General features: G+C 73.9%; 11 protein-coding genes. 7 read left to right on the forward strand and 4 right to left on the reverse strand.

The annotated features are described in order from the left end of the window. Positions 1–95: 95 nt before the first annotated feature. Positions 96–1,784: an HNH endonuclease signature motif containing protein gene (locus AB0N04_RS33720; protein ID WP_360223344.1), complete on the reverse strand. Its 1,689-nt coding sequence runs from the start codon at positions 1,782–1,784 to the stop codon at positions 96–98. Between the two features lie 228 nt (positions 1,785–2,012). Here AB0N04_RS33720 and AB0N04_RS33725 point away from each other — a divergent pair, with 228 nt between their 5' ends. From AB0N04_RS33725 to AB0N04_RS33750, 6 genes are all read left to right on the forward strand, one after another. Next, positions 2,013–4,604 carry an AAA family ATPase gene (locus tag AB0N04_RS33725; RefSeq protein WP_360223347.1) on the forward strand — a complete coding sequence of 864 codons (2,592 nt, stop codon included), beginning with the start codon at positions 2,013–2,015 and terminating at the stop codon, positions 4,602–4,604. 193 nt (positions 4,605–4,797) lie between these two features. Continuing rightward, positions 4,798–6,117 carry a sensor histidine kinase gene (locus AB0N04_RS33730; protein WP_363365637.1) on the forward strand — a complete coding sequence of 440 codons (1,320 nt, stop codon included), beginning with the start codon at positions 4,798–4,800 and terminating at the stop codon, positions 6,115–6,117. After that, positions 6,114–6,791, forward strand: a complete 678-nt coding sequence (locus AB0N04_RS33735) for a response regulator transcription factor (RefSeq protein WP_360220474.1) — start codon at positions 6,114–6,116, stop codon at positions 6,789–6,791. The genes AB0N04_RS33730 and AB0N04_RS33735 overlap by 4 nt, the downstream gene beginning before the upstream one ends. A 293-nt stretch (positions 6,792–7,084) precedes the next feature. Continuing rightward, positions 7,085–7,363 (forward strand): SHOCT domain-containing protein, encoded by a 279-nt coding sequence (locus AB0N04_RS33740; RefSeq protein WP_360220477.1) that lies wholly within the window; start codon positions 7,085–7,087, stop codon positions 7,361–7,363. Further along, the gene (locus AB0N04_RS33745; protein ID WP_360220480.1) at positions 7,360–8,115 is read left to right on the forward strand and encodes an ABC transporter ATP-binding protein; all 756 of its coding nucleotides are present in this window, start codon (positions 7,360–7,362) and stop codon (positions 8,113–8,115) included. Before AB0N04_RS33740 ends, AB0N04_RS33745 begins: the two co-directional genes overlap by 4 nt. Then, entirely contained in the window at positions 8,112–10,688 is a 2,577-nt protein-coding gene (locus AB0N04_RS33750; protein WP_360220483.1) for an ABC transporter permease, read from the forward strand. The genes AB0N04_RS33745 and AB0N04_RS33750 overlap by 4 nt, the downstream gene beginning before the upstream one ends. A gap of 148 nt (positions 10,689–10,836) precedes the next feature. Here AB0N04_RS33750 and AB0N04_RS33755 read toward each other — a convergent pair whose 3' ends face one another. The 3 genes from AB0N04_RS33755 to AB0N04_RS33765 all read right to left on the reverse strand — a co-directional run bounded on the left by AB0N04_RS33755 (position 10,837) and on the right by AB0N04_RS33765 (position 12,314). Next, positions 10,837–11,709: a metallophosphoesterase gene (locus tag AB0N04_RS33755; RefSeq protein ID WP_360220486.1), complete on the reverse strand. Its 873-nt coding sequence runs from the start codon at positions 11,707–11,709 to the stop codon at positions 10,837–10,839. Positions 11,710–11,815: 106 nt separating this feature from the next. Then, positions 11,816–12,118 (reverse strand): DUF4190 domain-containing protein, encoded by a 303-nt coding sequence (locus AB0N04_RS33760; protein ID WP_360220489.1) that lies wholly within the window; start codon positions 12,116–12,118, stop codon positions 11,816–11,818. 40 nt (positions 12,119–12,158) lie between these two features. Beyond that, a complete protein-coding gene (locus AB0N04_RS33765) occupies positions 12,159–12,314 on the reverse strand; it encodes a hypothetical protein (protein ID WP_360220492.1) in 156 nt (51 codons plus the stop codon). 118 nt (positions 12,315–12,432) lie between these two features. On the opposite strand from AB0N04_RS33765, the gene AB0N04_RS33770 reads away from it, so the two are divergent. After that, positions 12,433–13,062: a TetR family transcriptional regulator gene (locus AB0N04_RS33770; protein ID WP_360220495.1), complete on the forward strand. Its 630-nt coding sequence runs from the start codon at positions 12,433–12,435 to the stop codon at positions 13,060–13,062. The last annotated feature ends 7 nt before the right edge of the window (positions 13,063–13,069 follow it).

Below are 13,069 nucleotides of genomic sequence, written 5' to 3' on the forward strand. Positions count from 1 at the left end.
GCCGACCTCCGCCCGCCGGGCGCCGGCGCGGGGGCGCGGGGCGGCGGCCCCGCCCCCCCCCCCCCCCCCGGCGGGGTGGGGCCGGTGGGCCGTGTTCAGGTGGTCGAGCTGTCGAGGGCCGCGGTGTGGAGGTGCTGGGCGGTCTTCTTCAGCTCCCGGCGGAGCTTCTCCTGGTGTTGTCCGTAGGTCTTGAGCGCGTGGCAGTTGGGGCACAGCGCGATCATGTTCCACGGTACGTCCGGGCCACCCTTGCTCAGGTCGTGGACGTGGTCCACCTGGAGGATCGGTTCACCGGCCGTGGTGAGTTCGGTCGGGTGACCGGCGCAGCGGGCGTTCTCGCAGCGGCCGCCGCTGCGACGGATCACAGCGGCTCGGGCGCTGGTGCTGCGCACGTGGCGATCGACCTTGGTGGGGCGCTTGGCCTCCTTCCGCCGGGCGCGGTGGTGCTCCGCGGCCTCGGTCAGGCGGCGGTACGCCTCGGCATCGCTCTCCGTGGTGTGCCGGGCGGTCGAGTCGATGTCTCCGGGTTGGTACTCCGTGGTCTCGTCGTAGAGCTCCCCGGTGTCGTTCGCCAGTGCTTCCTCGACGTCGTGCGGCCACGTTTCGCGCAGGGGGGAGGGCACGGGCGCGAGGATCCATATGAATTCGCGGCGCCATTCCTTGTCCGTTCCCTGCCCCCAGCGCAGGCGGCGCTGGACGACGACGGCCCACGTCTCGAAGGTGAAGTCGCCTTCGAGGGGCTTGTGCCAGTAGCGGAGCGGGCGTTGGGCGGCCTGGTGCTCGGCCAGGGCCTTGTTCCCGTCGACGAGGCGTTGATCGCCCTTCAGGCCGTCGCCGACGTAAGCGATCCAGTCGGAATCGGCGAGGCGGCCGTCGTCGTAGGGGCCCTTGTCCTTGGAGAAGGTGCTGAGGATCCCGTCGCCGAGGCTGCCGATGCCGGCCATCCGCTCTCCTCCGTAGGAGTGCCAGATGGCTTCGCGCTTCTCGAACCTCTCCCCGATGAGCGGGCGCAGGGCGTCCGCCCACCGGTTGGTGAGGAGGTCTCGCAGGCCGAGGTCGGCCAGGAAGTCGTCCGGCAGCGGGTAGAAGTACCGCAGGATGAGCCCTGCGGCGGCTTCCGCGGCCACTTCGGGCTGTGCCTGGATCAGTTGGTGGTCCGCTTCCGGGAAGCCCGCTTTGGGGTTGAACCGGTTGAGCACGTCGAGGGTCGGGCGGCGGGGCTTGGCCTGGTCGGCCGCGTCGCCTGATCCGGTCGGTTCGATCTCCCACAGGTCGTCGCCGACGAGGGCGGCGAACGGGAAGTGGGCGGCCTGTGCGCCGTTCCTGACCTCGCCGTACTTCTCCAGGAGCGGGGCGATCGCGGCGCGGGTCTCCGTCCACGAGCGCTCACGGGGGGCGCCGGCGAGTGCCTGGCCGATGGCCCACAGGACCAGGAGCGGGCGGTGCGGAGCCGGTCCGTTCTTGCGCATGGCCGGCCGGAGGCTCCCGACGCGACGGACGAACGTCCTGGGCGGCTTGGTCAGCGCGAAGCCCTCGCGCTCCAACCAGTTCAGGGCCTGCGTCGGCCCGCCGCTGAACTGGCCCTGCTTGAGCGCCTCGCCGCCGTCGAAGAGGTGGGCCACTCCGGCGATGGCCTTGGAGTCGTAGTGCCGGCCCTCGTGGACGAGTAGATGGGCCGAGACCGCACGGTATCCGTAGGTGACGCGGAAGAGCTCCTCCCCGAGCCGGTCGTGTTCTGCGATCGCTTGCAGGATGCCTGAGCGCGTGATGCCACCGATCTCCATGGGGGAACGGTAGAGCACCCCTGTGACACCGACCGGTGCCGAGCGGGGTACCTCACTGGCCGGCGCGCCTGGCCGGAGGCTGGTCGGGGCGGGGGCCGATGGGTGCCCCGCGGGGGTGGGGTGGTGGAGCGTGTTGGGGGGGGTGGGACCGGGCGGGTTCGTTCGGGAGGCGGGGTGGTGCGGGCTGTGTTTGTGTGGCTGCAGACCGCTTGGGAGAGGTGAAGTGCCGTGACCATGCCCCCGTTCGGATCGAGCGATCCGTTCTCCGATCTGCTCAGCCGGTTCTTCGGGATGAGTCCGGTGGCCTCCCCGCCCGCCGTGCAGCGGGTGCCGATCGGGCGGCTGCTGAGCGAGTCCTCGCAGGAGCTGCTGGCGCTGGCGGCGCAGCGGGCGGCGGAGGACGGGAGCAGCGACCTCGACACGGCGCACCTGGCCTGGGCGGCCACCCGGGCGGAGCCGTCGCGCCGGATGCTGGCGCGGGCGGGGATCGATCCGGACCGGTTGCGCGGTGACCTCGAGCAGTCGCTGCCGTCCGGGAACACGTCCGGTAGCGGGTCGCGGGGGTTGCCCGGGGACGTGTCCGGGGCGGAGGGGCGGCCGGCGCTGACCCCGGCGGCGAAGCGGGCGCTGCTGGCCGCGCACGCCCGGTCGCAGGCGGCCGGGGCCTCGTACATCGGTCCGGAGCACATCCTGGGCGCGCTGCTGGACCAGGAGCGCTCCGGTGCGGGGACGGCGCTGCGCAACGCGGCGCCCTCGCAGGAGGCGCTGAAGACGGTGCTGGACGGGCGCGGGGTGGGTGGTGAGCGCAGCAGCACGGGCGCGCACCCGAGCGAGACCCCGACGCTGGACGAGTACGGCCGGGACCTCACCGAGGCGGCGCGCGCGGGGCGGCTGGACCCGGTGGTGGGGCGGGCCGAGGAGATCGAGCAGACCGTCGAGATCCTCTCCCGGCGGACCAAGAACAACCCGGTGCTGATCGGGGAGCCGGGGGTCGGCAAGACCGCGATCGTGGAGGGGCTGGCGCAGCGGATCGTCTCCGGGGACGTGCCGCAGAGCCTGCGCGAGAAGCGGGTGGTCACCCTGGACCTGACCGCCCTGGTGGCCGGGTCCAAGTACCGGGGGGAGTTCGAGGAGCGGCTGAAGAGCGTGATCGACGAGGTCACGGCGGCGGAGAAGAGCGTGATCCTCTTCCTGGACGAGCTGCACACGGTGGTCGGTGCCGGGGGCGGCGGCGAGGGCTCGATGGACGCCGGCAACATCCTCAAACCGGCCCTGGCACGCGGTGAGTTGAGCGTGGTCGGGGCGACGACGCTGGACGAGTACCGCCGGTACGTGGAGAAGGACGCGGCGTTGGAGCGGCGGTTCCAGCCGGTGCTGGTGCCCGAGCCGAGCGTCGAGGAGACCGTCGAGATCCTGCAGGGGCTGCGGGACGCCTACGAGGCGCACCACCAGGTGCGGTTCACCGACGCGGCGCTGGACGCGGCGGCGTCGCTCTCCGACCGGTACGTCAGTGACCGCTTCCTGCCGGACAAGGCGATCGACCTGCTGGACCAGGCGGGTGCGCGGGTGCGGCTGCGCAGCCTGAGCGGGTCGACCGCGGCGACCGGGGTGCAGGACCGGATCACCAAGCTGAAGCGGGAACTGGAGGAGGCCGTCGCGGACGAGGAGTTCGTGCGGGCCGCCAACCTGAAGACGGAGCTGCGGCAGACCGAGGACGAGCTGGCGGCGGTCGGGGAGTCCCGCGAGGAGGTCGTGGAGGTCACCGCGGACGACATCGCCCAGGTGCTGTCGTCCCGGACCGGGATCCCGGTGGCGGAGCTGAACGCGACGGAGCGGGAGCGGCTGCTCAAACTGGAGGAGCACCTGCACGAGCGGGTGGTCGGCCAGCACGAGGCGGTCACGGCGGTGGCCCAGGCGGTGCGCCGCGGCCGGGCCGGGATGGGCGACCCGGAGCGGCCGACCGGCTCGTTCCTCTTCCTCGGGCCGACCGGCGTCGGCAAGACCGAGCTGGCGAAGGCTCTGGCGGCGCTGCTCTTCGGGGACCCGGACCGGATGATCCGCTTCGACATGAGCGAGTTCCAGGAGAAGCACACCGTCTCCCGGCTGGTGGGTTCCCCGCCCGGGTACGTCGGCTACGACGAGGCGGGGCAGCTGACCGAGGCCGTGCGCCGCAAGCCGTACAGCGTGCTGCTCTTCGACGAGGTGGAGAAGGCGCACCCGGACGTCTTCAACCTGCTGCTCCAGGTGCTGGACGACGGGCGGCTGACCGACTCCCAGGGGCGTACGGTCGACTTCCGGAACACCGTGGTGATCATGACCAGCAACATCGGGTCGCAGCGGATCCTCGAGCGCGCCGGAGCGGTGGACGCCCGGAGCGGGGCACCCGACCAGGCGCTGCGGGACGACCTGATGCGCGACCTGCGCCAGCAGTTCAGGCCGGAGTTCCTGAACCGGATCGACGAGGTGATCGTCTTCCACGCGCTCACCCGGAAGGACCTGCTGTCGGTGGTCGACCTGCTGCTGGAGCGCAGCCGGCGCCGGCTCAGGGCGCAGGACGTGCGGCTGGAGGTCACCGAGGCGGCCAAGGAGTGGCTGGTCAACCGTGGTTACCAGCCCGAGTTCGGGGCCCGGCCGCTGCGTCGGACGATCCAGTCGGAGCTGGACAACCGGGTGTCGAACCTGCTGCTGGACGGCACGGTGCGGGAGGGGGACACGTTGATCGCGGACGTGGGCGACGGCGAGCTGGTGGTCACCCTGGCGCGGCCGGAGGTGTCCCCGGACGTCGCGGTGGCGGAGCAGGGAGCGCCGGCGGCAGGGTGACCGGGGGCCCGGCGAGCGGGTCGGGCCGCGCGCGGTCGGGCCGGCGGGCAGAGAGGCAGACAGGGCAGGCAGGCGGGCAGACCGGCAGGTCGGCGTGCCCGCGGGCGGGTTCGGGCGTACTCCCGTGGGAGTACGCCCGAACGCCACTGGTGGAGGACGCGTGGGGAGGCGGCGCGGGTCTAGCCTTCCGGGCATGATGCCGCGCACGCCCCCGCCGTCGGAGGACCCCCCGGTCGGGCCGGGGGCACCGGAGCCGCCCGGGCCGCCGCAGCCGCTCGGATCGGCCGGGCCGCCGTCCGAGCCGCCCCGGCCGCCGTCCGAGCCGCCCGGGCCGCCCGAGCCGTGGCGCCCGCCGTGGGTGCGGGCGGCCAAGGCGGGCTGGCCGCTCGGGCTGGCGGCCGCGGCCGCGCTGATCCAGGTGGTCGGGTCGACGTTCGCCGCCCGGAACCAGCCCGGCCGGGTCCCGCTGGACGGGCTGGGCTACTTCCTGCTGCTGGTCGGCCCGGCGCTGCTGGTGCTGCGCTGCCGCCGGCCGGTCGCGGCGGTGCTCGGCACCTCGGTGGTCACGGCGGTCTACCTGGGCGCCGGGTACCCGTACGGGCCGGTGTTCCTGAGCTGGCTGATCGCCTGCTGCGCGGCGATCGGCGCCGGGCACCGCCGGGCGGCCTGGGCGGGTCTGGCCGGTGTGTACCTGGTGCACGTGCTGGTCACCTTCGTGCTCCCGGAGGACTGGCAGCGCACGGCGTCGTCCGGTGTCGCCTGGCAGGAGGAACTCGGCCTGCTGGCCTGGCTGTTGCTGGTCGCGGTGGGCGCCGAGCTGGTCCGGTTCCGGCGGGAGCGGATCGCCGCGCACCAGGCCTACCGGCAGCAGTTGGAGCAGCGCCGGGCGAACGAGGAGCGGCTGAGGATGGCCCGGGAGCTGCACGACATCCTGGCGCACAGCCTGTCGCTGATCAACGTCCAGGCGGGGGTCGCGCTCGCGCTGCTGGACCGCCGGCCGGAGCAGGCCCGCACCGCGCTGGTCACCATCAAGTCGACCAGCAAGGAGGCGCTGGGGGAGGTCCGCCAGGTCCTCGCGACGCTGCGCGGGCCCGGTGCGGCGCCGCGCGGACCGGCGCCCGGGCTGGACCGGCTGGACGAACTCACCGACCAGGCCGACCGGGTGGGCCTGGCCGTCGAGGTGCACGAGGACGGTGACCGGCGGGCGCTGTCCGCCGCCGTCGACCTCACCGCCTTCCGGATCGTCCAGGAGGCGCTGACCAACGTGATCCGGCACTCGGTGGCCCGGCAGGCCGTCGTGGTCCTGGACTGGCGGGATCCGGCGGTGCTGGTGGTCCTGGTCGAGGACCCGGGCCCGGCCGTGCTGGGCGACGCGGGCGGTTCGGGCAGCGGACTGGCGGGGATGCGCGAACGGGCCGGCGCGTTCGGTGGCACCATCACGGCGGGGCCGCTGCCCGGCGGCGGCTTCCGGGTCAGGGCGGAGCTGCCGACACCGAAGGCGGAGAGTGAGTGATTCGGGTACTGCTGGCGGATGACCAACTGCTGGTCCGGGCCGGGTTCCGCGCCCTGCTCGACCTGGAGGACGACCTCACGGTGGTCGGCGAGGCGGACGACGGCGAGGCGGCGGTCCGGCTGGCCCGCGAACTCCTGCCGGACGTCGTGCTGATGGACGTCCGGATGCCGCGGATGGACGGCCTGGAGGCGACCCGGCGGATCGCCGGGGACGAGGCGCTGTCCTCCGTACGGGTGGTCGTGCTGACCACCTTCGAGCTGGACGAGTACGTCTTCGAGGCGCTGCGTTCGGGGGCGGCGGGCTTCCTCGTCAAGGACACCGACCCGGCCGAGCTGCTGCGGGCGATCCGCGTCGCGGTGGCGGGGGACGCGCTGCTGTCGCCGGGGGTGACGCGGCGGCTGATCGGCGAGTTCGCGGCCCGCTCGAAGGGGCCCGGGGCGGCGCCGGCGGGGCTCACGGACGTCTCCGCGCTGACCGAGCGGGAGCGGGAGGTGCTGGCGCTGGTCGGGATGGGGCTGTCCAACGACGAGATCGCCCGGCGGCTGGTGGTGAGCCCGTTGACGGCCAAGACGCACGTGAGCCGGACGATGCTGAAGCTCGGCGCCCGGGACCGGGCGCAACTGGTGGTGCTGGCCTACGAGTCGGGGCTGGTGCGGCCGGGCTGGCTGGGCTGAGCGGCGGTAGGGACGCGGGCAGCCGGGCCGATCGGCGGTGGGTCCGAGGGCCGGTGAGTCCGAGGGCCGGTGGGTCCGAGCGGTGGCAGGGACGAGTGGCGACCGGGCCGAGTGGCGGTGCGCAAGGGTCCGGTACTCCCGGCCCGGCGTGTCGGGAGCCGTCCGTACTCTCCCGGGAGTACCGCAACTGTCGCTGCTGGTAGGACGCGTGATGAGAGGGCTCCGCGGCACGCTCTAGTCACCTCGGGAACCGCCCGGGGTCCTGGAGGCAACCGCCGAGGAGATGAACCGCCATGTACACGCTGCTGGCCGACTGGGACGGTCACGGTCCCGGACCCTGGATCCTGCTGGTCCCCCTGGTCTGGATCGCCGTGGTGGTCCTGGTGATCACGGTGCTGCGCCGGACGTTCTGGCGGCGCGGCTGCGGGCCCGGGGCCGGGGCGGACCACCCGATGGCCGTCCTGGGCCGCCGCTACGCCGAGGGCGACATCGACGCCGAGGAGTACCGGGCCAAGCGGGCCGTGCTCACCGAGTCGCCGCGCGACCAGTCCCGAGGGGGTGCCGGGAAGTGACGACCCTCGACCTCGTCCGGGGCACCGCCGCCCGGGTCGCCGACGCCGTCAAGGTCTACGGCGTCGGCGGCACCGAGGTCCGTGCGCTGGACCACGTGACGGTGGAGTTCCCGGCCGGGCGCTTCACCGCGATCATGGGGCCCTCCGGCTCGGGCAAGTCCACCCTGATGCACTGTGCGGCCGGGCTGGACACCCTCAGCTCGGGCCGCGCCTGGATCGGCGAGACCGAGCTCGGCCCCCTGAACGACCGGCGGCTCACCCTGCTGCGCCGCGAGCGGGTCGGCTTCGTCTTCCAGGCCTTCAACCTGGTGCCCACGCTCACCGTCCTGGAGAACGTCACCCTGCCGCTCGACCTCGCCGGGGCGGCCCCCGACGAGGACTGGCTGACGGCGCTGATCGACGTCGTCGGCCTCGGAGACCGGCTGCACCACCGGCCCGGCGAGCTCTCCGGCGGCCAGCAGCAGCGGGTCGCGGTGGCCCGGGCACTGGCCGGGCGGCCGCAGGTGGTCTTCGCCGACGAGCCCACCGGCAACCTCGACTCCCGCTCGGGCGGCGAGGTGCTCGGCCTGCTGCGCCGCGCGGTGGACGAGATGGGGCAGTCGGTGGTCATGGTCACCCACGACCCGACGGCTGCCGGCCACGCCGACGAGGCGCTCTTCCTCGCCGACGGGCGGCTGGTGGACCGGATGGAGCGCCCCAGCGCCGCGGCGGTGCTGGACCGGATGAAGGCCTTCGAACGGGGGCGGTCATGACGTCCGCGGTCACCTTCCGGCTCAGCCTGCGCTCACTGCGCGCCCACAAGCGGCGGCTGGCCGGCACCTTCCTGTCCATCCTGCTCGGGGTCAGCTTCCTGACCGGCACCATGGTGCTGGGGGACACCCTCCGGGCCAACTTCGACACCCTCTTCGCCGACGCCAACGCGGGCACCGACGTGGTGGTCCGCAGCGCCGACGTGCTGGACTCCCCGGGCACCGCCGGCGGGGTGCGGGCCCCGGTGGACGCCGCGCTCGCCGACGGGCTGCGCACCGTCCCCGGGGTGGCCGCCGCAGAGCCGTCCGTCCAGGGCGCGGGCCAACTGGTCGGCTCCGACGGCAGGCCGATCGGCGGTCAGGGGCCCCCGACCCTGGCGGGCAACTGGCTCACCGACGGCCGGCTCAACCCGTACCGGCTCGCCGAGGGCCGGGCACCGGCGGCGCCGGGGGAGGTCGTGGTCAACCGGGGAGCGGCGCGGTCGGGCGGGCTGCACATCGGCTCCACCACCGTGCTGCGCACCCCCGACCCGGTCCCGGTCACCGTCGTCGGCATCGCCACCTTCGGGGCGAGCGCGGACGGCATGGGCCCGAGCACCTTCACCGCCATGACCTTCGCGGACGCCGAGCACCACCTCACTCCGAAGGGCGCCGGGCAGGCCAGTTCGATCCAGGTCCGCGCGGCGGCCGGGGTCGGCCAGCGGGAGCTGGTCGACCGGATCACCCCGCGGCTCCCGGCGGGCGTCCAGGCCATCACGGGAACGGCGGCCACCCAGGAGAGCACCCAGCTGCTGTCCGGGCGGTTCCTGAGCATGTTCACCACCCTGCTGCTGGTCTTCGCCGGGATCGCGCTGCTGGTCGCCACGTTCACCATCCACAACACCTTCGCCATCGTGGTCGCCCAGCGCACCAGGGAGAACGCGCTGCTGCGGGCGCTCGGCGCGGTGCGCGGTCAGGTGCTCGGCGCGACGCTCGCGGAGGCCTCGGCGGTCGGCCTGCTGGCCTCGCTCGGCGGCCTGCTGGGCGGGATCGGCGTGGCCACCGGCCTCAAGGCACTGTTCTCCACCCTCGGCTTCGCCCTGCCGACCGGCGGCATGGTGATCGGTGCGGCGGCGATCGTGCTCCCGTTGCTGGTCGGGACGCTGGTCGCGGTGGGCTCGGCGCTGCTGCCCGCGGTCCGGGCCGGGCGGACGGCACCGCTGGCGGCGCTGCGGGAGACGGGCGTCGACCGGGCCGGACAGGGGCGTTCCGGCACCGTCCGGGTGCTGGCCGGCGGTCTGCTGCTGGCCGGCGGAGTGCCGGTCGCCGTCCTCGGCGCCACCGACGGCCCGTCGGTGGCCCTGACGGCGGGCGGGGCGCTGGCGGTGCTCGCGGGCGTGGTGGTGCTCGGCCCGGTCGCGGCGGCGTTCGCGGTCCGGACGCTGGGCGCGCCACTGCCCCGGCTGCGCGGGGTCTCCGGCCTGCTGGCCCGGCGCAACGCGGCGCGCAACCCGCGCCGGACGGCGGCGACGGCGAGCGCGCTGATGATCGGGGTCGCGGTGGTGACGCTGTTCACCGTCTTCGGCGCATCGATCAAGGCCACCCTGGACTCCACGGTGAGCAAGTCCTTCGCGGGAGATCTGGCCGTCACCAGCCCCTCGTTCGGGGCCGGCGGCAGCGGGATCAGCCCGAAGGTGGCGGACGCGCTGGCCGGGCTGCCCGAAGTCCGGCAGGCGGTCGGGCTCGGCCGGGGCGTCGCCCGGATCGACGGGCACGGGCGGGCGCTGGACGTCACCGATCCGGCCAGGCTGCCGGGGATCGTCGACCTCGGCCGGGTCGACGGCTCGCTGGACGGGCTCGGCACGGACGGCCTGGCGGTCTCCCGCAGCGAGGCGCGGCAGCACGGCTGGCAGCTCGGACAGTCCGTCACCGTGGGCTTCACCGACGGCAGCAGCGGTCCGTTCACGATCCGCGCACTCTACGAGGGCGGCGGGCTGGCCGGTGACTACCTGGTGACCCGCCAGGCCTGGGCCCCGCACCGGGGGCAGGACGCGGACACCATGGTCGCGGTCGGCCTGCGCGACGGCGTCTCCACCGCCACAGGCAAGGCGGCGTTGGAGAAGGCACTGGTCCCGTTCGGCAGTCCGCAGGTGCAGGACCGCGACGGCTACGCGAAGAGCGCGGCCTCCGGCGTCGACATGATGCTGTCGGTGGTCTACGCGCTGCTGGCGCTGGCGGTGCTGATCGCGCTGCTGGGCATCGCCAACACGCTGACGCTGGCGGTGCACGAGCGGACCAGGGAGCTCGGGTTGCTGCGGGCCGTCGGCCAGACCAGGGCGCAACTGCGCGGCATGGTGCGCTGGGAGTCGGTGCTGGTGGCCGCCTTCGGGACGGTCGGCGGGCTCGGGCTGGGGGCCTTCCTCGGCTGGGCGCTGGTCCGGGCCGCGGACCGCGCGGGGACGAGCTCCTTCGCGATACCGCCGGGGCAGCTCGCGGTGGTGCTGGCGGCCGGGCTGCTCGCCGGCGCGGTGGCCGGCCTCCGCCCGGCGGGGCGGGCGGCACGGCTGGACGTCCTTCGGGCGATCGCCACGGAGTGACGGCAGGGGCCAGGGCGGAGAACGGTCGGCGGGCCGAACCAACGACGGAAGGAGGCGGAGTCGTGAGCGGACGAGGAGAGGGAGCGTGCCCCCGTGCCGCCGTACCCCCCGTGCCGCCGTACCCCCCCGGGCCCGGTGCTCCCCGGGCCTACCGCGGGAACACCTCCCGCAGCAGCGGGTCCGGCAGTCCGCGGCGGCGCCACTCCCGCGGGTAGCCGAGCGAGACCTCCTCGAAGGGGACGCCGTCGTAGCTGGTCTTGCGGGGGATGTGCAGGTGGCCGTAGATCATCGCCGCGGTGTTGAAGCGGCGGTGCCAATCGGCCGTCAGCTCGGTGCCGCACCACTGGGCGAACTCGGGGTACCAGAGGATCTCGGTGGGGTGGCGGACCAGCGGATAGTGGTTGACCAGCACGAGCGGTACGTCCGGGTCACAGGCGGCGAGCCGCTGCTCGGTCAGCCGGACCCGCTCGCGGCACCAGGAGTCGAGGTCGGGGAACGGGTCCGGGTGGAGCATCCGCTCGTCGGCGCAGACGATGCCGCTCTCGTAGGCGGCCGCGAGGGACTCCTCCTTGGTGGTCGTCCCCGGCGCCCGGAAGGAGTAGTCGTACAGCAGGAAGAGCGGGGCGATCCGGACCGGGCCGCCCGCGCCCTGCCAGAGCGGGTACGGGTCCTCGGGAGTCACCACGCCGAGGTTCCGGCAGAGTTCGACGAGGTGCTCGTAGCGGGCGACACCGCGGAGCGTCACCGGGTCCTCGGGGTGGGTCCACAGTTCGTGGTTGCCGGGGGCCCAGATCACCCGGGCGAAGCGTTCGGCGAGCAGGCCGAGCGCCCACTCGATGCTGGTGGTCAGCTCGGCGACGTCCCCGGCGACGAGCAGCCAGTCGTCGGGGGAGGTGGGCTGGAGCTTCTCCACCAGGTCCCGGTTCTCCTGGTAGGAGATGTGGAGGTCGCTCACGGCGAGCAGCCGCCCGCCCGCTCCGGTCGGCTCCGTCGACGCGTCGCCGCGGTGTTCGGTCGTCACTCCTGCCCCCTGTGCTCACCCTGCCGATGTCGCCACAGTACGTGGCGGATGGGGGCTGTGGGGCGGGTTGGCGGGATCGCGCGTTCGAGCGGCCGGCGTCGGCGGTTCAGCTGCCGAAGTCCATGAGCACGCCGTGGGCGGAGACGGTGGTGACGGTCAGGATCGCCAGCGAGGCGATGCCGAGGGCCAGGCCGAGGAGGGCGCGGCCGCGGCGCCGGGTGCCGCGGACCAGGGCCAGCGTGGCGAGGACGATGGCGAGCGGCCCCAGGGCGATGTTGAAGATCAGCAGGCCGGGCAGGCCGAGGAGGAAGGAGGCGACGGCCAGGTTGTCGGCCTCGGCGCCGGCGCGGTCGGTGGCGGTGCCGCGGTGCTCGGTGGCGGTGCCGCGGTGTTCGGTGACGGTGCTCATGGCGGTGGCGGGTCCTCTCTGGTGAGTCGGAGCGGCCGGGTCAGCGCTGCCGGAGGCGGGCGATGCCCTCGCGGGCGCCGAAGGCGAGCAGCCAGGCGGCGATGGCGGCCGAGGCCGTGAGGAAGACGGGGAGCGAGGTGTGTGCGGCGGCGCCGATCAGGACGCCCATGGCGACCAGGGCAGAGAACAGGATCATGGCTGGCCCCTCCGGCCGGTGCGGTGTCATCCGAGTTTCGGTTGACAAGTGTTCACTGACTTCGGTGTCACTCTACGCCGACTGGCCAATTTCGGCAAACACTTGTTTACTGAATGGCGTGAGTCACATCGTTGGGGCCAGACAGGCCCAGAAGCAGCAGAGTCGGCGCGCGTTGCTGGACGCGGGTCTGCACCTGCTGGCCGATCAGAACCTCGCCAGCCTCGGCGTGCGCGAGGTCACCCGGGAGGCCGGACTGTCCCCGGCCGCCTTCTACCGGCACTTCCCGGACCTCGCCGCGCTCGGGGTGGCGCTGGTCGAGGAGTCGCTGGCGAGCCTGCACGTGATGATCAGGTCGGTGCTCGCCGAGGCGGGCGGCGCCGAGGAGCTGATCGACCGTGCGGTGGACGTCATCGAGCGGCACGTCATGGATCACCGGGCGCATGTCCGCTTCCTGGCGCGCGAGCGGCACGGCGGGGTCCGGCGGGTGCGCGAGGCGATCGATGCGGAACTCGGGCGGTTCGCCGCCGAGGTGGGGGAGGCGCTGGCGCTCCAGCCGGTCTCGCGCGGGTGGAGCGGGCGGGACCTGGGGATGCTCGCCGAGTTGTACGTGGATCACATGGTGTCGACGGCTTCGGCCCTGCTGGAGGCCGTGGAGGCCGATCCGACCAGGGCGCAGCGGATCGCCGCCACCGCGCGCCTGCAGCTGCGCCTGATCAGCGTCGGTCGGCGTCACTGGCAGGGGAGTTGACGGCTCC

The sequence above is a fragment of the Kitasatospora sp. NPDC051702 genome, assembly GCF_040681575.1.
GTDB lineage: Bacteria > Actinomycetota > Actinomycetes > Streptomycetales > Streptomycetaceae > Kitasatospora.

Coding starts and splice junctions, on each gene's coding strand:
- AB0N04_RS33720 (WP_360223344.1), bottom strand. CDS start 1,784: ATGGAGATCGGTGGCATCACGCGCTCAGGCATCCTGCAAGCGATCGCA.
- AB0N04_RS33730 (WP_363365637.1), top strand. CDS start 4,798: ATGATGCCGCGCACGCCCCCGCCGTCGGAGGACCCCCCGGTCGGGCCG.
- AB0N04_RS33740 (WP_360220477.1), top strand. CDS start 7,085: ATGTACACGCTGCTGGCCGACTGGGACGGTCACGGTCCCGGACCCTGG.
- AB0N04_RS33750 (WP_360220483.1), top strand. CDS start 8,112: ATGACGTCCGCGGTCACCTTCCGGCTCAGCCTGCGCTCACTGCGCGCC.
- AB0N04_RS33760 (WP_360220489.1), bottom strand. CDS start 12,118: ATGAGCACCGTCACCGAACACCGCGGCACCGCCACCGAGCACCGCGGC.
- AB0N04_RS33765 (WP_360220492.1), bottom strand. CDS start 12,314: ATGATCCTGTTCTCTGCCCTGGTCGCCATGGGCGTCCTGATCGGCGCC.